This is a genomic window from Patiriisocius sp. (assembly GCF_051252435.1).
In the GTDB taxonomy this organism is placed as follows: domain Bacteria; phylum Bacteroidota; class Bacteroidia; order Flavobacteriales; family Flavobacteriaceae; genus Patiriisocius.
The window spans coordinates 52147-72369 of the sequence record NZ_JBPOFW010000003.1; the positions used below are offsets into that span (position 1 = coordinate 52147).

Below are 20223 nucleotides of genomic sequence, written 5' to 3' on the forward strand. Positions count from 1 at the left end.
ATATATTACTATTTATGATATTCTTTATAAAAGTTATTGTTATCAACTAAGTTATTAACAATAATTCAAAGAAATATGTTTTGTCTTAATATATCTCTAAAATATTCAATTATAATTACAAATATATCAATTCGATTTGAAGTTAATATTTTGCAAGCTTGTGGATAATATTTTCTAGAATCATAGTCTCCTGCTCCCCACTCTTCATATTTTTTAAAGTATAGGTTCCAGCCTCCATTTCATTACCACCGGCCAAAATTGTAAATGGAATATCTCGCTTATCTGCGTAGCCCATTTGTTTTCCCATTTTTGCGTTGTCTGGATAAAGTTCTGCATTGATGCCTTTTGAGCGAAGTTGTTTTATAGCCTTCATTGCATAGAGACTTTCGGCCTCTCCAAAGTTGATAAATAGCACCTTCGTATTTGCTGTTACCCTGCTTGGGAATAATTCGAGTTCTTCGAGCACTAAATAAATCCTATCCAAACCAAAAGAGATTCCCACGCCACTCACATCTTTCATTCCAAAGATGCCCGTTAAATCATCGTAACGACCTCCGCCGCCTATACTTCCCATAGAAACACCCTCAGGTGCCGAAACTTCAAATATGGCGCCTGTGTAATAATTTAATCCTCTTGCTAATGTTACGTCTATTGCCAATTCTGCGGTCTCTAAACCTAATTGGGCCACATGCTCGATGATAAAAGTGAGTTCTTCAATTCCCTGCAAGCCAATTTTAGAAGAAGCCAACAACCCTTTTAAATTTTCTAATTGTTCATTGGCATTTCCTTTCATAGAAAATAACGGCTGTACTTTTTCAATCGCAGTTTCCGAAATTTGCTTTTCGCCCATTTCTTTTTTAACGCCTTCCTCTCCTATTTTGTCTAGTTTGTCTAACGCAACAGTAAAGTCAATTAATTTATCTTCCGCACCGATGACCTCCGCGATACCGCTCAAGATTTTGCGGTTGTTCATTTTTATGGTGACACCCTCTAATTGCAATTTTGAAAATACAGCGTCATACAATTGCACGAGCTCCACTTCCTGCCACAACGATTTGCTTCCCACCACATCTGCATCGCACTGGAAAAATTCTCTAAACCTTCCTTTTTGCGGACGGTCTGCGCGCCAAACGGGTTGGATTTGATACCTCTTAAACGGAAATGTGATGTCATTTTGATTTTGTACTACGTATCGAGCAAAAGGTACTGTTAAGTCATAACGAAGTGCTTTTTCTGAAATTTTTGAAGTGATTTTTAAACTGTCTTTTTCAGTCATCATCGTATCATCAACTTTCCGAAGAAAATCGCCACTATTCAAAATCTTAAAAATCAATCTGTCCCCTTCTTCTCCATATTTTCCCATAAGAGTTTCGCTATTTTCAAAACTCGGAGTTTCGATGGGCTGAAATCCGTAGGTGGTAAAACAACTTTTAATTACGTCCATTATATAATGGCGTCGTGTAACTTCGGCGGGTGAAAAATCTCTGGTTCCTTTAGGGATGGATGGTTTTTTCAAGTTTTATTAGATTTGAAATGTTAGAATTGAGATGTTAGAATTTTACATCTCATTCGCGTTACAAATATCTTATTTATTGAGAGAATTTCGAAGGTTTTTTTAGTGTCATTTAAAGATTTGTATTTCTATCATATTTCGGAAAGTTGTCTATTTCAATTTATCTTCTGAAATTTTAACCATCGGCACTATGTGTCATTTCATTAACATTTTCGCGTAAGTTGAAAAAAGATGCTTTTTGTAGTACTTTAAGTTTTCATGCTTTAACTGTAACTTTGGGACGCTTTGATAGTCTTATGAGCAACCAAACGAGAAACTATGTTTTCACTTTTTAGAGAGAATGTGCGCATTGCACTGGATTCCATCAAAACACAACTGTTGCGAACGATTTTGACCATCATTATTATGGGGATTGGTATCTGGGCGCTCGTTGGTATTTTGAGCGCTGTGAAGGCACTCGAGACCAATATTGCTGGCAATTTTGCATCGATGGGGAGCAATACTTTTAATATTCAGCGGTATGAATTTGGCGTAAATCGTGGCGGTCCTCGAAACGAACGCAAAAAAATTAATCCAATTATTAGATACGACGATGTTCGTCAATTTGTAGATACATACGAATATCCATTTACCAGCACATCGGTTTCTTTTCAAGGAACGAGTAGTGCCGAAGTTAAATTTGAAAATAAAAAAACAGACCCGGAAGTTCAGGTTTTTGGAGTAAATGAAAATTATTTAGAAAATACCGGAGTCAAAATTGACCAAGGAAGAAACTTGAATGTTTTTGATGTTAAGAACAACAACAATGTTTGTGTTATAGGCTCAGACTTTTTAAACGGTCTTTTTGAGAATGAGAATCCGCTGGACAAAACTATTAGTATTAGAGGAGTGAAGTTTAAAGTTGTTGGCGTATTGGAATCAAAAGGTTCAACCTTTGGGAATAATCAAGATTTAAAAGTTCTTATCCCTATCCAAGTAGCGCGTGGTGTGTTTACACAGCCTAATATTGATTATACTATTAGTATTAAAGTAGATGATAAAGCAATGATGCAAGGCGCGCAAGACCAAGCTACCGTTACGTTTAGAAATATTAGAGGTTTATCTCCTGTGGAGGATAATGATTTTGGGATTTTGAGAAGTGATGATTTGTTAGCACAAATTTCTACGATTAGTGGTTATTTAGCAACTGCTGCTTGGATTATAAGTATTATTACAATTCTCGGCTCTTCTATTGCATTGATGAATATCATGTTGGTTTCAGTTAGTGAACGTACACGAGAGATTGGAGTTCGAAAAGCGCTTGGAGCAAAAAATTCAACAATTTCCACTCAGTTTTTTATTGAGACGATTGTTATCGGGCAGTTTGGTAGTATTTTAGGAATTATTCTAGGTGTAAGTACAGGCATTGCTTTTGCCGAAATATTTGATTTTGAATTCACTTTACCTATTGCCGCCATGGTTTGGGCTACAATAATTACTTTTGTAGTTGCAGTAATTGCCGGTTCATACCCAGCTACAAAAGCGGCAAGACTTGACCCTATTGAAAGTTTAAGGTATGAGTAAAGTGGTTGGTAGTTTTTTGAAACTTATCCACTATGCGTTTAAAATCTTTTCAAAGAAACCATACAACTCACCTTTTGTGATTACCGCTCCTTGTTGGATTAATTTAAAGATATCAGCATTTCTGTCTTCGTATTTTTTTGTTGCTGTAAAAAATTCTACGTCATCATTCATGTAGTTTTTTTGAAGCCATGCATAGCCTTTTGGCGTAGTAATGTCTTTAGATTCATCTAGGATTTTTAATGAAATGAGTTTCATTTCGGCTTCGCCTAAACTGAAAAGAAATAATAGTTTGGGAGAGATATTCTCTAAAAATTTGGCTTGCGTCAAAGCTCCTTCCCAAACTAAGTCGCTAAAGATGTCTATTTCTTCTTCGGCTACTTCGGGTTGTTTTTCTTTAATTTTTGCCCATTCATCGCCCGTGATAGATTGTGTGGCGAGGAAGTTTATAAATTCATCTTTAAGGCTTTCTAATTGTTCTTTTGTAAGTCTTGCGTATTTCATACAAAGGATAACGGATGATACCCGTTACTATAATTTAATTTTAATAAAAAAACCTTCCTTATAAATAAGGAAGGTTTTGAATACTATGTTGAGTGAAATTATTTAGCTTCAGCTACCACATCAAAAGTGAAGTTTGAAACAACTTCTCTATGAAAACGGATGCTTGCATCATATTGCCCAGCACGTTTTATGGTACCACCGGCAACAGAAATAAATTTCTTTTCAATTTCAATTCCTTCTTTAGCTAATGCTTCAGCAAGGTCACCATTTGTTACAGAACCGAATAATTTATCACCTTCGCCAGTTTTAGCAGTGATTTTAAATTCGCTCAATGCAGCTAGTTTATCAGCTTCAGCCTGAGCACTTTCGATTACTTTTTTCTCTTTATATGCACGTTGCTTCAATGTTTCAGCAAGTACTTTTCTAGCAGATGGCGTTGCCAATACGGCGTGACCTCTAGGTATTAAATAGTTTCTTCCGTAACCATTTTTTACAGATACTAAATCATCTGCAAAACCAAGATTTTCTACGTCTTTCTTTAATATAAGTTCCATTTCTTATCTTGTTTTTATTTTAATAAATCGGCTACGTAAGGTAATAATGCCAAGTGACGTGCTCTTTTTACAGCAACGGCAACTTTACGTTGGTATTTCAAAGAAGTACCAGTAAGTCTTCTTGGTAAAATTTTACCTTGCTCGTTCACAAAACCTAATAACCAATCTCCGTCTTTGTAATCAACATACTTGATACCAGACTTTTTGAAACGGCAATATTTCTTTGTTTTAGAAGTCTCTATATTAAGAGGAGTTAAATATCTAATCTCTCCGTCTTTCTTTCCTTTTGCTTGTTCTTGAATAGTTGCCATGTCTTATGCTGTTTTTTTGTTATCACGTACTCTTCTTCTCTCTGCCCAAGCAATAGCATGCTTGTCCATAGCTACAGTAAGGTAACGCATTACACGTTCATCTCTTCTAAATTCAACTTCTAAGTTGTTGATTACTTGTCCATCAACAGTATATTCAAACAAGTGGTAAAACCCACTTTTTTTGTGTTGAATGGCGTAGGCTAATTTTTTTAGCCCCCAATTTTCTTTTGATACCATCTTAGCTCCTCCAGAAATAAGAATATCTTCAAATTTCTTTACTGTTTCCTTTATCTGCTCTTCAGATAAAACGGGATTCAAGATGAAAACAGTTTCGTAATGATTCATATAAAATCTTTTAAAAATAATAATAAACTCTCAGCGCTTTGCCAAGAGCGTGCAAAAATACTACATAATTTACTATTTTCAAACGTCAAAACCGAAATAAATTATCATATTGAAAATCAGATAAAACGCATTTATTTTAGTTTAAAGTTTTATAAAGTTGTATTTCATCGATAAAATACTTATTATTGCTTTAATAAACATAATCACCGTGGATAAACCCTTACTAAAATGTGCCATCGTAGATGACTCTACATTACAACGTTTGTCAATCGTTAAATTGATTGAAAACCACCCCGCTCTTAACCTCGTTGCAGAATACAATAACGCAATCGAAGCTAAGATGGGTCTTGCCACTACTGAGATTGATTTAATTTTCTTAGATATTGAAATGCCAATTTTGTCTGGTTTTGACTTACTTGACGATTTAACGAGCAAGCCACAAATTATTTTTGTGACAGGGAAAACAAAATATGCTTTTAAAGCTTTTGACTATGACGCCGTAGATTATCTTCGGAAACCAATTTCAAAAGAGCGTTTTTTGAATGCTGTCCATAAAGCGATTACCAATTACAAACTAAAAAATGACGACGGTTTTGATGAAGAAGATTTCATATTTGTAAAAAGTAATCTTAAAAAGCGAAAAGTCTTCCTTAATGAACTTCGCTATATTGAGGCACTTGGGGATTATGTAAAGTTAGTGACCGAACACGATGCGCTAGTGGTACTATCAACCATGAAAGCTTTTGAGGCATTATTACCATCAAATAGGTTTTTGAGAATTCACAAATCGTATATCGTAAACCTTGAAAAAGTAGAACGTTACAACAGTAAGGTAATAGAACTAGATAAAGAAGAACTACCATTGAGTAGAAACAGAAAGGCAGAACTCGTTGAAGCCCTCGCCTCTTCGAATAGATAACATATTATTTTCTTCGGAAATTTTAAAAACCAACACATTATAGTGTTGGTTTTTTTATTTTTCTAATATGCCGAGCGTTTGTAAAAAACGAATTGAGAGATTATTAATTTGCCCTGAGAGCTTTTAAAAATTGAGTTTCACTAATAGTTATCCACGTCAATAATGACACGAACTGAAGAAAACTCTTTTATTGCATTAAAACTTCGTTGCACTTTATTGATATACTCTTTTGTTTTTGCCAATGATTGCTCCTTCGGGATTTTGACGAGTACATTGGTAATATACTGATTTCTAATTCTCGAAACGGGAGGTGCCTCTGGACCCAAAACATTTTCTTTTAGCTGCTGTTCAAGAGCCAAATCATACCAAAGAGCAGCTTTGTTTACTTTTTGAAGATTTCGGTCTTTAAAGGTCAGTTTAATCGTACGATAAAATGGCGGATACTTATAATTATGACGCTCATCTGTTTGCATTTTATACATCGTTTTGTAATCATTGATGCTCACTTGCTGCAAAATAGTGTGATACGGATTGTAAGTCTGAATCAGCACTTTCCCTCTTTTTTTGGTGCGCCCTGCCCTACCGCTCACTTGTTGCAATAATTGAAAACTGCGCTCGTGTGCCCTAAAATCTGGAAAGTTCAATAAATTATCAGCATTCATTACTCCCACTAATCCTATATTTCTAAAATCTAAGCCTTTTGCCAGCATTTGAGTCCCCACAAGAATATCAATTTCTTGATTTTCCAATTGGTCGATTAATTTTGCGTAGGCGTGTTTTCCTTTTGTTGTGTCTTGATCCATCCTGGCAATATTGTGCTTTGGGAATAAACTTTTCAATTCGGTTTCTATTTGTTCGGTACCAAAACCTTTGCTATCCAAAGACTCACTACCGCAAGCCATGCAACTAACTAGCATTGCCGTATGATAGCCGCAATAATGACAACGAAGCTCTTTTTTATATTGATGGTATGTCAAACTCACATCGCAATTGGGGCATTGTGGCGAAGTTCCGCAGGTATTACATTCTACTATTGGTGAGAAACCTCTTCTGTTTTGGAAGAGGATAATTTGCTCATTGTTATTCAACGTTTCTTGCATTTCTTCTAACAATTGGTCGCTAAAATGACCTTTCATTAGTTTCTTTTTATGCTTTTCTTTTATGTCGACTAATTCAATATCTGGCATCAGCACATTTCCGAAGCGGGTATTCAACGTTACCAATCCGTATTTATCCGTTGCGCAATTATGGTACGTTTCCAAAGAAGGTGTCGCGCTCCCCATCAACGTTTTTGCATCGTGATAATTTGCGAGCACCACCGCACTATCCCTCGCATGGTAGCGTGGCGCAGGGTTATATTGTTTAAAGGATGGCTCGTGCTCTTCGTCGACAATAATTAGCCCAAGGTTGCTGAAAGGCAAAAACAACGACGACCGTGCTCCAATGACTATTTGTGCTTTGGGTTTAGAATTCAAAACGTTATTCCAAACCTCAACACGCTCGTTCAAAGTATATTTAGAATGATACACCGAAACTTTATCGCCAAAATAATACTGTAGCCTAGTTATCAATTGTGTTGTGAGGGCAATTTCAGGGAGCATGTACAAGATTTGTTGCCCCGTTTTTAGCATTTGCTCAATGAGCTGCACATAAATTTCGGTTTTACCGCTAGATGTTACTCCGTGCAGTAAAACGATATCTTTTTCTTTGAAAGACTTTTTAATTTCTTTTAAAGCCACTTGCTGTGGCTCGTTCAATTGTTTTACATCTTCGCCAGCTTCACCTTCATAATTGACACGGTCTTTTTTGATATAAAATTCTTCTAAGATCTGCTTATCCACGAGTGATTTTACAGTCGCACTACTCGCTTTGCTAGCTTTTAGTAACTTATCAACCCCAATGGGCTTTTTGTCTTTGGACTGCAACATAAAAAGTTGCATCAACACTTCGCGCTGTTTTGGAGCTCTCGTTAAAGAATCAAGAAGTTCGCGGAGATTTTCTTCGGAAATATAACGCGGTGCTAATTTGATGTATCGTTTTAACTTGGGGGAATACTGTTCATAAACCTCTTCAAATACCGAAATAACTCGTTGCTCAATAAGTCCCTGCAACACTTTTACAACATTGCTTTTGTCTAGAATGGACCGAACGTCATTAATATGAATGGGCGAACGGTGTTCAAGCGCTTCTAAAACCAAAAACTCTTCGTCACTCAAATTAGTTTCGTCAATTACTGCATCTTTATTCAAAGAAACCATCGTTTCACTCTCCAATAAAAAAGCACTCGGTAATGCTGCTTTAACAACTTCGCCCAGGGTACACATGTAATAATCTGCAATCCATTCCCAATGCTTAATTTGGGTGGAAGTTACAATTGGGGTTTCATCGAGAATTTGATCAATGGATTTTGTTTCATAACCCTGTGGCGCTTGGTCGTGCACTTGATACACAATTGCAGTATAGACTTTAGATTTCCCAAAAGGCACCGCAACTCTAAATCCTTGTTTTAAGAATGCGGCCTCATCTTTATTCACCGAATATGTGAATGTTTGTTTGAGGGGAATGGGCAGTATGACGTCTATGAAATACAAGTTATGAGTTATGAAAATTTATTACTTATAATTTTTAGGATTAGTATTTATCCCTATCATTTATCACAATTTCAGATAATTCCAAAAGATAATTACGGATTTTTACAAAATGTTTACTTGGAGAATTGGTAGTATGCGCTTTATAATTGTGCTCATCTTTCCTTTCAAAAGTCCATGTTGCTCCATCGGTTGTAGGTACAACATGCTGATTGTCCAAATCATAAAAGTGCATTTTTTTAAACAATCTTAAAAACTTCTTCCATTCTCTTTTAGAAAGTTCTTTCTTTCCAGAATTCATTAATCCCTCTGGGGTGTAACCCGCGGCTCCTTTGCCAACTTTCCAATAAACAAATTTATCTATGCCTTCTCTTTCAATCCTAATACTTATAGGGTTATGGAAACTTCGAAGCCAAGTAAATCTATATTTTTCTTCATTAGAATTAAGGAATATATCATAAATACAATCTTCTTTTAACCCAATTAATTGCTCTTCTATGAATCCTGAATACATATTGGATAGCTCAATTTCTGATAAATAATTTATAGTAAAATCACATTCCCAGTTACTTTTTAAATCAGCAAAATACCAAGAGGGAAAATAGCAATTATTAAAGTCATCTACTGCATTAACTGGAATTTGGGATGAAACTTTCTTATCTAAATAACATTCTAATTGTTTTATGGGAAAATAAATCAAATCCCGTTTAGAAATATCCACTTTCCATAGTTTATTAAAATAAACAAGTGCGCTATCTCCAGGAGATTTTAGAAAAGATTTAGTTATTATTGGAACTGCTTTAGGTTTAACTGGATTGTTATTTTCATCATAAAGTATTAAATCTAATTCTTCAAAATCAATTTTTTGTGATTTATAAAATGGGATTAGAAAATCTCTATAATATTCTTTGGCGATCAAGTAAAGAGTTTCTCTAGAATTAGGTTCAACTCGCAATGCAGTTTTAAACAACTCAACCTTTGCTTGAGTAAAATTTAGATTATCGTTGCCATAATTTAAATAATATTGATATTGAGCCTTTAATAAATAAGGTTCTTTCTTATTTGGAAAATCTTCGGCTAATTCATTTAAAAATATAGAAACTGAGTCGATTCTAGATTCAAAATAATATGTAAGAATGTAGTCAATTGCTCTCTCATTAAAAATATCGATTCTTTGCAATTTTCTAGCAGTATCAATTTTTTCATCAAATGAACCACTTTTTGACCATGAAATATCATATTCCATTTCCTCTATTGATTGTCCATAAATGACATTCAAAGAAAACAATAGAATTGTAAAAAATAATAATTTTATCATCAATTGATAGATTGTTTTCAAAACTAAAAAAGGCTGCTCAATAAATGAACAGCCTTTTTAATTAGTTATACACAAAGAACTACTCTACTCTATACCAGTATTGTGTTCTTCCTAATGCTGCAAAGCCAATATAGCCCCTTACTTTGAGTTTATCATTTTCTTCAAGCATGATATAGCATTTATATTCTTTTCCATTTTCTGGATCCATAATGGTACCATCATTATATTCATCACCGTCTTTTTCAAGATTTTTGATAATAACAAGACCCTCAATAGGAGTATTTTTTAACTCACCAGGGCAATCTTTACAAACATCATTCTTGTGTTCTTTGTTTAAGATTTCCAGCACTTTTCCGAAGACCTTTCCATCTTTTTTATAGATTTCAACTATAGACTTTACTTCGCCCGTATTATCATCAACCGTTTTCCATTTTCCGAAAACATCCTGTGCAAGTGCAGCATTCATTGCAAACACAATTACGAAAATTGATAAAATTATTTTTTTAAATTTCATAGTACTTTTTTTAAATTTTAAAAAACCGTTGCCGCATTGAGGTCTATTCTCAACCAGACAATGGTTCTATATTCTATTTTTTGGCTCTATCAATACATATTATTTACCGAGCATTCCTTTTTTAAGTTTGCTATCTGCCGGGTCGTTTCCTAACCAGATTCCGAAAAGCGCTTTTTTGAAAGTCATCCCTTTTACGGTTCCTACTTCTTTTCCGTTTTTGTAGCACACGCTTCCTTTCCCTTTTTGGTATGTGATATCAAAGGTATCTCCTTCGACGATTTCGTCGCTGAAAAAGCTTTTGAATTTTTTAATTTCCGAAGCAATACCACTCGTATTACCATTAGTTGCAGCTTCAAAACCTTCTTCCACTGCCTCGCTCATTGCTTCACTTGAAACAAATCCTGATGTAATCACTAATCTGATAGCTTGATTTGCATCAGCTCCAATGATGGCTTTTGCATCGCTACTTTTTGCTGGCAAGTACAATCCGCCAGAGTATAATTTTAGCACCATTGCTTTTTTACGAATTCCTGCGCCATTTAAAGCCAAAGATTCTCCATTAAATTCTAATGAGTTAGGTAATGTTACTTCGCCCACTTGAGTTTGAGCGGTTGCCATGTTGAGTGTAAAAACTGCGATGGCAAGGAGGATAAAATTTTTCATTTTGTTTATTTTAAATTAATTGGTTTAAATTATTTGCCCTTCAATCGTTGAATTGTGATATTGAGCTCAAAGCCTAAAAGTAATAAGTTACTGTTAATCCAAATATATAACAACATTATTAATAGTGCTCCTAATGAGCCATATAACTCGTTATAGGTGGAGAAATTATTAATATAAACCCCAAACAAATAAGTAGTTAGTAAAAATAATAACGTTGTAATAATTGCACCCAGAGAAAAGAATCTTGAAATCCTACCCTCCCTTGTACCAAAATAGTACAAACTTGCAATTGTGATATACAATAATACTACAAAGACCGTAAGCTGCAATGCCGATACCCAAAATACACTATCACTTAAATAAGCCCTTCCTTGAAGGTCGCTGATCATGTATTCTCCATAAAGGATTACTACAACAGTAATAACCAATAACAATGCCAAACACAACGAGACCGCTATGGCAACAGCATACTGGCGAAAAAAACCTCTATTCATCTTAACGTGAATTGAATATTCAAACGCACTAAAAATTGCGTTTACACCATTAGCGGCAAGGAAAATAGAAAGTATAAAAACAAAAGACAGTAAACCACCTCGAGGGTTTATGGCAATATCAGCGATGACTGGATAGAACAAATCTGCTGTTTGCGGTGGTAAATGTTGCTCTATAAATATAAGAAATCGTGTTTGAAAACCTTCTACAGGTACGTATGGAATAAGATTCAAAATAAATAATAAAAAAGGAAATATCGCTACAAAAAAACTATATGCAATGGAGGTCGCGCGTGGTGAAAAAGTACCTTCAACGAGACCTGCAAAATAAATTTTATTAAACTCATGCAGCGTCAATCCATCAAACCCAGGAAGCACAATTTGTTTTGCCATCCTGTTTAATTGTTTGAGCACGGGAATGTTTATCTCGCGTTTTTTGATTGAGTTTTCAGTTTCATCTATTTCATTTTCCTCTTTCATTAAACGGCTTTCAGGCTTAAATCCATATTATACACCGAATGCGTCAAAGCCCCACTCGAAATATAATCAACACCACACTCAGCATATTCTCTAATAGTATCAAGCGTAATTCCACCGCTAGACTCAGTCAGGCAAGTATCTCCAATTAACTCGACAGCCTTGCGGGTGTCTTCGTAGTTAAAGTTATCAATCAAAATTCTATAGACCACTTTTGTTTTTAAAATTTCTTTTATTTCATCAAGATTTCTGGCTTCTACAATAATCTTAATATCAAGTTGGTTTTCCTCTAAATATTCATTGGTCGTTTCAATAGCTTTCGTTACGCCACCGCAAAAATCAATATGGTTATCCTTCAGCATTATCATATCGTACAAAGCAAATCTGTGATTTTCTCCACCTCCTATTTTTACCGCCCATTTTTCCAACGCTCTAATTCCCGGTGTAGTTTTACGAGTGTCTAGAATTTTTGTTCCTGTTCCTTCCAGCAATTTTACAAAAGCATTTGTTTTTGTAGCAATCGCACTCATTCGTTGCATGGCATTCAAAACAAGTCTTTCGGCTTTTAAAATGGATTGTGAGCTCCCCGAGACATAAAAACAAACATCACCATATTTTACGGGTGTTCCATCCTTTATTTTTACGTCCACCTCTAATCCAGGATCAACATAATCAAAAACTTGTTTCGCAAATTCAACACCTGCTATAATTCCCTCATCTTTAACTAACAACTTAGCCGTACCCGTTGCGTCGTAAGGGATACAAGCCAATGAGCTGTGATCGCCATCACCCACATCTTCTCTAATTGCATTGGCAATAATGATCGCTATTTCTTTATTGAATTGTTTTTTTGAAATCATAACCCGTAATTTTCTGCTAATTTATGAAAAGTGGTGCAGTAACACTCGTGCAATAGTTTCTTTTTTAGCCGAAATGTGGAACAATCACCATTAATTGAGCTTCATTAAAATATAGTATTTTTACTTCGGAAATTTTAAATTATTGAAATTTCCGAAGCATTAAATATTTATCCGAAAATCATTTCTATGAAAATTACCCTGCTCGCTATTGGTAAAACCGACAATAAGCAACTCATCTCCTTGACCGAAACATACATCAAAAGGCTGAATCATTATGTTAATTTTTCGTTTGAGATTATCCCCGATATAAAAAAAGCAAAAAACCTCACCGAAGCGCAACAAAAAACTGCGGAAGGTGAAGAAATTTTAAAACGTCTCAACACCAGCGATACCTTAATTATCCTTGATGAAAAGGGTAAAACATATACAAGTGAAAAGTTTGCAGATTTCCTACAAAAACAAATGAACAGCGGACTAAAAAATCTAGTTTTTGTCATTGGTGGCCCCTACGGTTTTAGTGAGGAAATTTATGCGAGGGCGAATGGGAAGATTTCGTTGTCGCCGATGACATTTTCACACCAAATGGTGCGCTTGTTTTTTGTAGAGCAATTGTATCGTGGATTTACGATATTAAAGAATGAACCGTATCATCATAGATAAAGCACATCCCAACCTCCTCGGAGGGAAAGGAATAGGCTATTGACAATAAAATAATATCATGAAAATAACAGTATTAACAGGAGCGGGAGTAAGTGCCGAAAGCGGACTTAAAACCTTTAGAGACAGCAACGGATTGTGGGAAGGGCACGATATGATGGAAGTTGCCTCTCCGCAAGGTTTTGCTGCAAATCCAGAGTTGGTTTTAGATTTTTACAATCAACGAAGAAAACAGTTAATGGAAGTTTCACCTAATGCTGCCCACTTAGCATTGGCAGCTTTAGAAAAAGAACACGACGTAACCATCATCACTCAAAATGTGGATGATTTACACGAACGAGCTGGAAGCACAAAAGTAATTCACTTACACGGCGAACTTTTAAAAGCCAGAAGTACATATAAAGAAGACTCCATTATTGATTGCACTAAAGATATCCTCTTGGGCGATGTGTGCAAAAATGGGTATCAAATGCGACCGCATATTGTTTGGTTTGGCGAGGCGGTGCCGCTTATTGAAACTGCTGTTGACATCATTGAACAGACAGACGTGGTTTTAATAGTAGGAACTTCGATGCAAGTGTATCCTGCGGCGGGATTGATGCAATATGCACCCGCAAATGCGCCCGTGTTTTTTGTAGACCCCAATCCGTCGATTGACGAAAGCAAACGTGTTACAGTCATTGCTGAAAATGCTTCCACTGGCGTTGCAAAAGCCATTGAAGCTATTCAGAAACTTGGATACTAAGAACAACTCATGACTTCGGAAACGTTACTATATAAATTACAGTACACTAAGGCATATAGAGAAACAAGGCTCGAAGTGGCGCATTGGGTTTTAGACCGTCCCGAAATTTTCCCGGAGCTTTTAGATTTCTGCTTTCAAGTTGATGATGAAATTTCATATCGCGCAGCTTGGATATTGGAGTTTGTTTGTTTGGAAGACATTACATTGTTGTATCCACATTTTGAAAAGTTCTTCGGAAATTTATCAAAAATAAAATTTGAGCAAGCATTACGACCTTTTTCAAAAATTTGTTGGCTACTTACCGAACGGTTTTATAAAAATAAAGACACCTCTTTGTTGTCACTTTTCCGAAGTGAATATAGAGAAACACTCGTGGAAAGTGCTTTTGATTGGTTGATTACAGATAAAAAAGTAGCCACGCAGGCATTTGCCATAAAGAGTTTGTTTTTATTGGGAACGGAATACGACTGGATTCATCCGGAGCTGAAAACAATCTTGGAGCGCAACATGCCAACGGGAAGCGCGGGATATAAATCGATAGGTACAAAAAAGGTGGCATCAATCAACAAACGCAAGGGGTAAAAGAGATAAAATTTCTTCTAAATTCTCACAGCGCTCTTCCATCTTAAAAAGCTATATTTGTACGCTTAAAATGTTAATCTATGTCACGTCAAGCATTACAAGCAATTTCTCCAATCGATGGTAGATACGCCTCGAAAACTTCATCACTAGTTCCGTTTTTTTCTGAAGAAGCGCTCATAAAATACCGAGTGCAAGTGGAAGTGGAATATTTTATTTCACTCGTTGAATTGCCTTTGCCACAACTCAAAGATTTTGATGTAACGTTATTCTCAAAATTAAGAGATTTATATCTTGAATTTTCAACCGAAGATGCTCAAAAAATAAAGGATACAGAAAAAGTAACCAACCACGATGTAAAAGCAGTGGAATACTTTATCAAAGAACAATTTGATGCTTTGGGATTGGATACATACAAAGAGTTTATTCACTTTGGGTTGACGTCGCAGGATATTAACAATACTGCAATTCCGTTGTCTTTAAAGGACGCGATGAATGCGAGTTATGTTCCATTATTTTTAGAACTAAAAGATAAACTAGAGGCATTAGCAACCGAATGGGCAGACATCCCAATGCTAGCAAGAACACATGGTCAACCAGCGTCTCCAACACGTTTAGGAAAAGAAATTGAAGTATTTGTTGTGCGATTGAAAGAGCAATTTGATTTGCTAAATGATATAAAGAGTGCGGCGAAATTTGGTGGCGCTACCGGTAACTTTAACGCACACCACGTTGCATATCCTCAAATTGATTGGAGGTCATTTGGTCAAAATTTTGTTCAAGATAAATTAGGCTTACACCACTCCTTCCCTACTACACAGATTGAGCACTATGACCACATGGCGGCATTGTTTGATTGCTTAAAACGAATCAATAATATTATCATCGATCTTAATAGAGATATTTGGACGTATGTGTCCATGGATTATTTTAAGCAGAAAATTAAAAAAGGTGAAATTGGTTCAAGCGCAATGCCACACAAAGTGAACCCAATCGACTTTGAAAACAGTGAAGGTAATTTAGGGATTGCCAATGCTGTATTTGAACATCTTTCTTCAAAATTACCCATAAGTAGATTGCAACGCGATTTAACCGATAGTACCGTATTGAGAAACATAGGCGTTCCTATTGGGCATACGCTTATAGCATTTCAATCCACTTTAAAAGGATTGAATAAATTGCTGTTAAATGAATATAAGTTTGCTGAAGATTTAGAAAAAAACTGGGCCGTTGTTGCTGAAGCGCTACAAACAATTCTAAGAAGAGAGGCCTACCCCAATCCATACGAAGCTTTAAAGGGATTAACGCGAACTAACGAGGCAATCAATAAAAAATCAATAGCAGACTTTATAGAAACCCTAGAAATTTCAGAAGATATCAAAGCAGAAATGCGTGTGATTACACCATCAAATTACACTGGGATTTAATTAAAACGTAAGAAGCCCCAAGAACGAGTGTCTTGGAGCTGCTAGGTTTGTTACCTATCCCTTTAAAAGGGGTCTCTGGCTTCATTGCAAAGATAGGCTTCGTTTGACTAGGCCTATCATAAATTACTGTTAATTAATAATTTACATCTCTTGTTTTCGATGAAATACGAAAATAAAATGCTCTAGGAATTAATTTTTAAAAATATCTTCGACCCCTGTCATTCCGGATAAATCAAAATCTCCTTTTTGTAAAGCCATTGCCAGCCTTCCTAAATCTTCAGGTTTCATGTTATCCCCTAATAATCTAAAAACTGCCAATCCTTTGTCGTCATCTCTGCCGTAAATAATTACTTCGTCAATTGCATCATCATCCCCTAAATACTTTAAGGTAACTAATTGACCGTTTGATTTAAATTCAGTGAGCAATTGATATTTTTCTTGATTTAGAATCAAGTCTAGTTTTGCTTTTTCGGCTTGATATTCTGCTTCCGTTCCTTTTTCTTTTGGGTATGCTACAACGTTTACTTTTTTGATTGTTTTTAGAATTTCCTTATTTTTTTCATCAAGAACTTCTGTATTTTCAATCAAACTCGTAGCTAGATCCACTTTCATAAATCTATCATCTTCTTGTTTATCTACAATATATACTTGTAAAGATTTATCAGAATCACAGCTTATAAAGCTCAAGGCAATTAATGACAATCCCAATAATATTTTAACAATGCTCATGGTTTTTGGTTTTAGAGGTTAGCATTTTAAAAAAGAAAGTAGCGTCCAAAATTATTCACACACTACTCTCATTATTCGATTAGCTTTTCTTTTTTACATTTTTCAATTGGTCACTTCCTGGTACTTTTAAATCTGCGGTAAGTTTTCCAATTTGCTTCAAATCAATATTACCTGTAATCAACATAATTACAGTCATAGGCTTACCATCAACAATACCGTCCATGTGCATCATAAGTTCGCTCACAAAATTCTCGCTTTTGCCTTCTTTTGAGTAAAACTTAATGTTTTGTCCATCGTCCTTAACGCGCATCAACTCACTTAAACTTGCATTGTTCTTAAGATACTTTTCTACTGTTGCAGTCATCTTTGCAGCAACAGTTGCATTGTCTGTGGTAAAGATTTTAATATCATTCAAATTATCAACCATAGAAAGATACTCCTTTGCTTCAGGGTCGTTTGAATCTAGGTCCATTTTACTCAATAACTTGAACATATTTTTTGTTACTACTACTGAGCTCACATCCTTTTCATTCTCAAAGGCATCAAATACAGTTTGTGCATTCATTGCGAATGATGTGATACATAACACGATTACTATTGCTAACTTTTTCATTTTTTATAGATTTAATTTATTCTTACTTATTTAATTATTTTGTTTTTTGTTGTTTCAAATTTGTGCGCCAAACTCAACGTCTCGGTCCCTTTATTCAAGTTTTGAGATAAAAGCATCATCGCTGCTTTACTTTCGTTTAATGCTGCCAATGCTTGTTGCTCCTCTTGCGTTAAACTATTATTAGAATACATAAATCCTGCCACTCCCAGTACTATTGTAACCATCGCAGCGATACCGAGCCACAGTTGCCTGTTCCCTGAATTTATGGGTAGCACAATCATTCCCGTTGAAACTTCCTGAGCAGCTTGGCTCATTCCATTGAACATTGGTGCATATTGTGATAACGATGTATCAACAGAGTCGCTCTTAAAATAATCTCTGAGCAATTGCTCTTCGGCTAATGTTGTAGTGCCTTCAAAATAGGCATCTAACAATTTTTTAATGCTATTGTATTCCATAATTGTATTGTTTGACCATTTGGTCCCTTACGTTTTTACGTGCTCTAGAAAGTGTCACTCTCACGGCAGTTTCATTACTATCAGTCATTTTTGCGATTTCAGCAAACTCAAATTGCTCTACATCTCTTAATTGTAAAATCAATTTTTGTTGTTCTGGCAACGTATCCATGATTTTAAAAACCAATGCAACACCATCATTTGCTTCAATCCGTGCTTCTAGATTATCGTGGTTTTGATAATTAGAATGTACAATCTTCAAATTTGAAGCTTGCTTGGATTTCAACCTATCCAGACAATAGTTTTTCGTCATTACAATGGCAAAAGCTTCGGCACTGCGGTATTTTTTGAGTGATTTTTTACCTTTCCATAATTTCAAAAAAATCTCTTGCACTGCGTCGTTGGCCTCATCACTTGAAACAAGATATCGCTTGGCAATCCTATAGAGCCTATCTTTAAAAGGCAAAATTGTATGTACAAACTCGGCTTGTTTCATATTCATTCCCCGCATGGGCGGGAATCTTTTTTTGACTTGGTTAGTGTCTTTTAAAAAGAGCTTTTATACCCTTTCTTATCATTGTGACGAATGAGGCTAAATTTTGTTACACCGAAATGTTACAAAAATTATTATTTGCGTTTATCCCTTTAAACTTAAAGAATAATCAAAATTGAACACAAAACACCAAATCGCCCCTTACGCAATTTAATTAATCACAATAAATTTAAATCTTTAAAATTTCGGAAGAGCTCTCAATTCAATCCTTTTTAGATTTTAAACAGTTTTCTACTTCTTAAAATTTCGGAAACCGCAATAATGTAAGTAATTTTAAGGTTTTGATACTAAAGTGATTTAAATACATTGTTAACCTGTTTAAAAGATTCCCGCATTTGCGGGCAGTAGCATGAAAAAAATATATTACATCCCTATTCTCGCCGCATTTTTATTAGTTGGTAGTTGTTTTGAAGATTTGGACGACAATCTCAATCCCGCTTCAACGACCACTATAAACGATTTTATTTACCGCGGACTCAATTTTTTCTATCTCTATAAGGCAGACACGCCGCAACTTGCCAACGATGCTTTTGCAGATGAGACTGCAAAAAATGCATTTATAAGTAGTTTTGACAGTCCAGAATCTATTTTCGATTTTCTGAAATCTGACCAAGACCGTTTTAGTATTCTTGTTGATAATTATGTAGAATTAGAAAATTCGCTAAGTGGTATTTCGTTGAATAATGGAATGGAATACGGTTTGGTTTTATACCCCGATAATAGCGGAAATGTATTTGGCTATGTACGTTATGTGCTCCCTGATACAGATGCCGAGGCAAAGGGAATTCAGAGAGGCGATATTTTTAATACGATTGACGGGCAACAGATTACTGAAAATAATTTTAGAAGTTTATTGGACCCCAACAGCTACGAAATAGGACTTGCAACCTACGACGGCGAAACCATTACACCCACGGGAGAAACCGTACAACTCACTAAGACCGAATATACCGAAAACCCTATTTATGTGCAGCGTACCTATACCATTGAGGGCGTAAAGGTGGGATATATTATGTACAATCAATTTAACCGCGATTTTGACCCTGAATTGAATGCTGTCTTCGGAAATTTTAATGCCGAAGGAGTTGCCGAGCTCATTTTAGACTTGCGTTATAACGGAGGAGGCTCCGTAGAAACTGCTACCGATTTAGCATCTATGATTACAGGACAATTTAACGGCGAAGTTTTTTACACCGAAGAATGGAACGAAGACCGTCAAGAACAATATGCAGAGCCGGGACTTTTTAATAATGAAATTAGCAATGGTGAAGCTATTAACAGTCTAAATTTAACCAAAGTGTATATCATTACTTCTTCGCGTTCAGCTTCGGCCAGCGAACTTGTGATCAACGGGCTCGCTCCTTATATTGATGTGGTGCAAGTGGGCGATACCACTACGGGTAAGTTTCAAGCTTCTTTTTTATTGTACGATGCTCCTGCGCCAAACTTTAGCCGCTCCCAAGCAAACCCAAACCACACCTATGCTATGTTACCTTTAGTATTTAAAACGGCAAATGCAGCAGGCAACACAGATTATGTGGACGGTTTAGATCCAGATATTACCATTAGAGAAAATTATGCAAATCTTGGCACATTAGGAGACATGACTGAACCTCTCCTCGCCGAAGCTTTAAATGATGCCTTAACGATATTACGCCCCATTGTTCCTTTCAATGTTCTCGAGGAAGTAGGCGATAGTAATATGGGAAATCCACTTGAAGGAGTTATGGTTGTTGATCAATTGTAAAGCACTTTATTTACAAAAAAACCCTGTTATTGTGCATGGATTTATAGCGATAACAGGTTTATTTTTCTGTATATAATGCATAAATTAGATTTTATTAATTG

The 20223-nt window shown here is 35.6% G+C and carries 22 protein-coding genes; 7 read left to right on the forward strand and 15 right to left on the reverse strand.

Annotated features, from left to right (window positions below; all coding sequences use genetic code 11):
• Positions 1 to 142: 142 nt before the first annotated feature.
• Positions 143 to 1516, reverse strand: a complete 1374-nt coding sequence (gene hisS, locus ACSHW7_RS07730; RefSeq protein ID WP_435678768.1) for a histidine--tRNA ligase — start codon at positions 1514 to 1516, stop codon at positions 143 to 145.
• A gap of 315 nt (positions 1517 to 1831) precedes the next feature.
• On the opposite strand from hisS, the gene ACSHW7_RS07735 reads away from it, so the two are divergent.
• Positions 1832 to 3076 (forward strand): ABC transporter permease, encoded by a 1245-nt coding sequence (locus ACSHW7_RS07735; RefSeq protein ID WP_435678769.1) that lies wholly within the window; start codon positions 1832 to 1834, stop codon positions 3074 to 3076.
• A 30-nt stretch (positions 3077 to 3106) separates the two neighbouring features.
• Here ACSHW7_RS07735 and ACSHW7_RS07740 read toward each other — a convergent pair whose 3' ends face one another.
• From ACSHW7_RS07740 to rpsF, 4 genes are all read right to left on the reverse strand, one after another.
• Positions 3107 to 3577, reverse strand: a complete 471-nt coding sequence (locus ACSHW7_RS07740; RefSeq protein ID WP_435678770.1) for a DUF6495 family protein — start codon at positions 3575 to 3577, stop codon at positions 3107 to 3109.
• Between the two features lie 98 nt (positions 3578 to 3675).
• Positions 3676 to 4131, reverse strand: a complete 456-nt coding sequence (gene rplI / locus ACSHW7_RS07745; RefSeq protein WP_435678771.1) for a 50S ribosomal protein L9 — start codon at positions 4129 to 4131, stop codon at positions 3676 to 3678.
• 14 nt (positions 4132 to 4145) lie between these two features.
• Positions 4146 to 4442, reverse strand: coding sequence for a 30S ribosomal protein S18 (gene rpsR, locus ACSHW7_RS07750; protein ID WP_435678772.1), 297 nt, complete (start codon positions 4440 to 4442; stop codon positions 4146 to 4148).
• Between the two features lie 3 nt (positions 4443 to 4445).
• Complete coding sequence (rpsF, locus tag ACSHW7_RS07755; RefSeq protein ID WP_435678773.1) at positions 4446 to 4787, reverse strand: 30S ribosomal protein S6; 342 nt, start codon at positions 4785 to 4787, stop codon at positions 4446 to 4448.
• Between the two features lie 208 nt (positions 4788 to 4995).
• Here rpsF and ACSHW7_RS07760 point away from each other — a divergent pair, with 208 nt between their 5' ends.
• Positions 4996 to 5706 (forward strand): LytR/AlgR family response regulator transcription factor, encoded by a 711-nt coding sequence (locus tag ACSHW7_RS07760; protein ID WP_435678774.1) that lies wholly within the window; start codon positions 4996 to 4998, stop codon positions 5704 to 5706.
• Positions 5707 to 5846: 140 nt separating this feature from the next.
• Here the strand turns inward: ACSHW7_RS07760 and priA are convergent, their stop codons facing one another.
• The 6 genes from priA to nadC all read right to left on the reverse strand — a co-directional run bounded on the left by priA (position 5847) and on the right by nadC (position 12617).
• A complete protein-coding gene (gene priA, locus ACSHW7_RS07765; RefSeq protein WP_435678775.1) occupies positions 5847 to 8297 on the reverse strand; it encodes a replication restart helicase PriA in 2451 nt (816 codons plus the stop codon).
• A 40-nt stretch (positions 8298 to 8337) separates the two neighbouring features.
• Entirely contained in the window at positions 8338 to 9633 is a 1296-nt protein-coding gene (locus tag ACSHW7_RS07770; RefSeq protein WP_435678776.1) for a tetratricopeptide repeat protein, read from the reverse strand.
• A 58-nt stretch (positions 9634 to 9691) separates the two neighbouring features.
• A complete protein-coding gene (locus ACSHW7_RS07775) occupies positions 9692 to 10126 on the reverse strand; it encodes a DUF2147 domain-containing protein (protein WP_435678777.1) in 435 nt (144 codons plus the stop codon).
• A 99-nt stretch (positions 10127 to 10225) separates the two neighbouring features.
• Positions 10226 to 10789, reverse strand: a complete 564-nt coding sequence (locus ACSHW7_RS07780) for a chalcone isomerase family protein (protein ID WP_435678778.1) — start codon at positions 10787 to 10789, stop codon at positions 10226 to 10228.
• 29 nt (positions 10790 to 10818) lie between these two features.
• Positions 10819 to 11760 carry a YihY/virulence factor BrkB family protein gene (locus ACSHW7_RS07785; protein ID WP_435678779.1) on the reverse strand — a complete coding sequence of 314 codons (942 nt, stop codon included), beginning with the start codon at positions 11758 to 11760 and terminating at the stop codon, positions 10819 to 10821.
• On the reverse strand, positions 11760 to 12617 hold the full coding sequence (gene nadC, locus ACSHW7_RS07790; RefSeq protein WP_435678780.1) for a carboxylating nicotinate-nucleotide diphosphorylase: 858 nt from the start codon (positions 12615 to 12617) through the stop codon (positions 11760 to 11762). Before nadC ends, ACSHW7_RS07785 begins: the two co-directional genes overlap by 1 nt.
• Positions 12618 to 12803: 186 nt before the next feature.
• Here nadC and rlmH point away from each other — a divergent pair, with 186 nt between their 5' ends.
• The 4 genes from rlmH to purB all read left to right on the forward strand — a co-directional run bounded on the left by rlmH (position 12804) and on the right by purB (position 16025).
• Positions 12804 to 13277, forward strand: coding sequence for a 23S rRNA (pseudouridine(1915)-N(3))-methyltransferase RlmH (gene rlmH / locus ACSHW7_RS07795; RefSeq protein ID WP_435678781.1), 474 nt, complete (start codon positions 12804 to 12806; stop codon positions 13275 to 13277).
• Between the two features lie 58 nt (positions 13278 to 13335).
• Entirely contained in the window at positions 13336 to 14019 is a 684-nt protein-coding gene (locus ACSHW7_RS07800; RefSeq protein WP_435678782.1) for a Sir2 family NAD-dependent protein deacetylase, read from the forward strand.
• Positions 14020 to 14028: 9 nt separating this feature from the next.
• A complete protein-coding gene (locus tag ACSHW7_RS07805; protein ID WP_435678783.1) occupies positions 14029 to 14601 on the forward strand; it encodes an adenylosuccinate lyase in 573 nt (190 codons plus the stop codon).
• A gap of 80 nt (positions 14602 to 14681) precedes the next feature.
• Positions 14682 to 16025, forward strand: coding sequence for an adenylosuccinate lyase (gene purB, locus ACSHW7_RS07810; protein WP_435678784.1), 1344 nt, complete (start codon positions 14682 to 14684; stop codon positions 16023 to 16025).
• A 189-nt stretch (positions 16026 to 16214) separates the two neighbouring features.
• On the opposite strand, the gene ACSHW7_RS07815 is transcribed toward purB, so the two are convergent.
• The 4 genes from ACSHW7_RS07815 to ACSHW7_RS07830 form a co-directional block, all read right to left on the reverse strand.
• Complete coding sequence (locus ACSHW7_RS07815) at positions 16215 to 16754, reverse strand: DUF4252 domain-containing protein (RefSeq protein WP_435678785.1); 540 nt, start codon at positions 16752 to 16754, stop codon at positions 16215 to 16217.
• Positions 16755 to 16833: 79 nt separating this feature from the next.
• On the reverse strand, positions 16834 to 17367 hold the full coding sequence (locus tag ACSHW7_RS07820) for a DUF4252 domain-containing protein (RefSeq protein WP_435678786.1): 534 nt from the start codon (positions 17365 to 17367) through the stop codon (positions 16834 to 16836).
• Between the two features lie 26 nt (positions 17368 to 17393).
• A complete protein-coding gene (locus ACSHW7_RS07825) occupies positions 17394 to 17825 on the reverse strand; it encodes a hypothetical protein (RefSeq protein ID WP_435678787.1) in 432 nt (143 codons plus the stop codon).
• A complete protein-coding gene (locus ACSHW7_RS07830) occupies positions 17812 to 18318 on the reverse strand; it encodes an RNA polymerase sigma factor (RefSeq protein ID WP_435679127.1) in 507 nt (168 codons plus the stop codon). Before ACSHW7_RS07830 ends, ACSHW7_RS07825 begins: the two co-directional genes overlap by 14 nt.
• A gap of 406 nt (positions 18319 to 18724) precedes the next feature.
• Here ACSHW7_RS07830 and ACSHW7_RS07835 point away from each other — a divergent pair, with 406 nt between their 5' ends.
• Positions 18725 to 20122 (forward strand): S41 family peptidase, encoded by a 1398-nt coding sequence (locus ACSHW7_RS07835; RefSeq protein WP_435678788.1) that lies wholly within the window; start codon positions 18725 to 18727, stop codon positions 20120 to 20122.
• The last annotated feature ends 101 nt before the right edge of the window (positions 20123 to 20223 follow it).

Bases quoted from the DNA above. Each gene is read 5' to 3' on its own strand.
- ACSHW7_RS07735 (WP_435678769.1), top strand. From the start codon at position 1,832: ATGTTTTCACTTTTTAGAGAGAATGTGCGCATTGCACTGGATTCCATC.
- ACSHW7_RS07775 (WP_435678777.1), bottom strand. From the start codon at position 10,126: ATGAAATTTAAAAAAATAATTTTATCAATTTTCGTAATTGTGTTTGCA.
- ACSHW7_RS07785 (WP_435678779.1), bottom strand. From the start codon at position 11,760: ATGAAAGAGGAAAATGAAATAGATGAAACTGAAAACTCAATCAAAAAA.
- ACSHW7_RS07835 (WP_435678788.1), top strand. From the start codon at position 18,725: ATGAAAAAAATATATTACATCCCTATTCTCGCCGCATTTTTATTAGTT.
- rpsF (WP_435678773.1), bottom strand. From the start codon at position 4,787: ATGAATCATTACGAAACTGTTTTCATCTTGAATCCCGTTTTATCTGAA.
- rplI (WP_435678771.1), bottom strand. From the start codon at position 4,131: ATGGAACTTATATTAAAGAAAGACGTAGAAAATCTTGGTTTTGCAGAT.
- rlmH (WP_435678781.1), top strand. From the start codon at position 12,804: ATGAAAATTACCCTGCTCGCTATTGGTAAAACCGACAATAAGCAACTC.
- ACSHW7_RS07805 (WP_435678783.1), top strand. From the start codon at position 14,029: ATGACTTCGGAAACGTTACTATATAAATTACAGTACACTAAGGCATAT.
- purB (WP_435678784.1), top strand. From the start codon at position 14,682: ATGTCACGTCAAGCATTACAAGCAATTTCTCCAATCGATGGTAGATAC.
- ACSHW7_RS07815 (WP_435678785.1), bottom strand. From the start codon at position 16,754: ATGAGCATTGTTAAAATATTATTGGGATTGTCATTAATTGCCTTGAGC.
- nadC (WP_435678780.1), bottom strand. From the start codon at position 12,617: ATGATTTCAAAAAAACAATTCAATAAAGAAATAGCGATCATTATTGCC.
- ACSHW7_RS07830 (WP_435679127.1), bottom strand. From the start codon at position 18,318: ATGAAACAAGCCGAGTTTGTACATACAATTTTGCCTTTTAAAGATAGG.
- ACSHW7_RS07740 (WP_435678770.1), bottom strand. From the start codon at position 3,577: ATGAAATACGCAAGACTTACAAAAGAACAATTAGAAAGCCTTAAAGAT.
- rpsR (WP_435678772.1), bottom strand. From the start codon at position 4,442: ATGGCAACTATTCAAGAACAAGCAAAAGGAAAGAAAGACGGAGAGATT.
- ACSHW7_RS07800 (WP_435678782.1), top strand. From the start codon at position 13,336: ATGAAAATAACAGTATTAACAGGAGCGGGAGTAAGTGCCGAAAGCGGA.
- ACSHW7_RS07780 (WP_435678778.1), bottom strand. From the start codon at position 10,789: ATGAAAAATTTTATCCTCCTTGCCATCGCAGTTTTTACACTCAACATG.
- ACSHW7_RS07825 (WP_435678787.1), bottom strand. From the start codon at position 17,825: ATGGAATACAATAGCATTAAAAAATTGTTAGATGCCTATTTTGAAGGC.
- ACSHW7_RS07820 (WP_435678786.1), bottom strand. From the start codon at position 17,367: ATGAAAAAGTTAGCAATAGTAATCGTGTTATGTATCACATCATTCGCA.